General features: G+C 41.2%; 1 protein-coding gene. It reads right to left on the bottom strand.

From position 1 onward, the window contains the following. Nucleotides 1-52 precede the first annotated feature (52 nt). A complete protein-coding gene (locus HMPREF0023_RS15890) occupies nucleotides 53-982 on the bottom strand; it encodes an IS5-like element ISAba10 family transposase (RefSeq protein ID WP_005274609.1) in 930 nt (309 codons plus the stop codon). Nucleotides 983-1,021 lie beyond the last annotated feature (39 nt).

Below are 1,021 nucleotides of genomic sequence, written 5' to 3'. Positions count from 1 at the left end.
GGCTTTGTTGCACAAATAGACGAAAGATAGAGTTGTTCTAATCTTCAGATATTTATGCAACAGCCACCGTTTTAGCTGTACCAAGTTGAGTAAATTTATTCAAAATATCGACTCTTATTTGCAAGTCAACCACCTGACGATTAAAGCATCGACTAGATACACCTTGTCCAAGTCGTTTCAAGGCAAACATTTTAGCCTCTATTCGGGATCGTCGATGATAACCAATATCTCGTTTCCACTGCTTTTGACCCTTGTCCCAACAGCCTTGTACTGCATGATTCCTTGCTTTACCAATTTCATTTTCTGCCCATAAAGCAGCATTGGAACGAGGAGGGATAATTACATTTGCTTGCCGTTTTAAAATCGCATCATAACAATTCACTGTGTCATAAGCACCATCAGCCGTGACAGATGCAATGGGTTCATCAATTTGATCTAAAAGAGGTTGGAGGATTTCAGCATCACCATATTGGCAGGTCGTGACTTCAACCGCTTGTATTTCTCCACTGTTTGCATCTGTCGCAAGATGTAATTTCAGCCATTGACGATGTTGGTTTACGCCATGTTTTTTACGCACCCATTCCCCATCACCTGTAACTTTGATCCCTGTGCTATCAACTAAAATATGCAAGTCTTCCTGTGGATTTTTTGCTGATTTATGTAGAAGTGGCTGGAGCTTATCTGCTCGCCGACTCAATGTTGAGAAGTCTGGAACATTCCAGTCGAGGTGAGCCATTTGAAAAAGGCTTTGAATGAAACCTTGTGTTTGGCGTAAAGCCAGTTGGAACAGGTTTCGTATCGTGAGGGCAAATTGAATTGCTATATCAGTGTAGGTAGGTTGACGTCCTTTTTTTCCAGTAGGTGTTGCAGACCATTGCATTTGGGGATCAAACCAAATGGTGAAAGCACCCCGTTGACGTAAAGCCTGATTGTACTCAGACCAGTTCGTTGTTTTGTATCGGCTTTTTGATTCTGTATTCATCTAACATGTATGGGGATGAAATTTATTTATGCAACAAAG

The sequence above is a fragment of the Acinetobacter sp. ATCC 27244 genome (genome assembly GCF_000156555.1).
GTDB classification, from domain to species: Bacteria; Pseudomonadota; Gammaproteobacteria; order Pseudomonadales; family Moraxellaceae; genus Acinetobacter; species Acinetobacter haemolyticus.
The sequence above is the reverse complement of the archived record's forward strand: the minus strand, read 5'-3'. Positions and strand labels throughout refer to the sequence as shown.

Bases quoted from the DNA above. Each gene is read 5' to 3' on its own strand.
- HMPREF0023_RS15890 (WP_005274609.1), bottom strand. From the start codon at position 982: ATGAATACAGAATCAAAAAGCCGATACAAAACAACGAACTGGTCTGAG.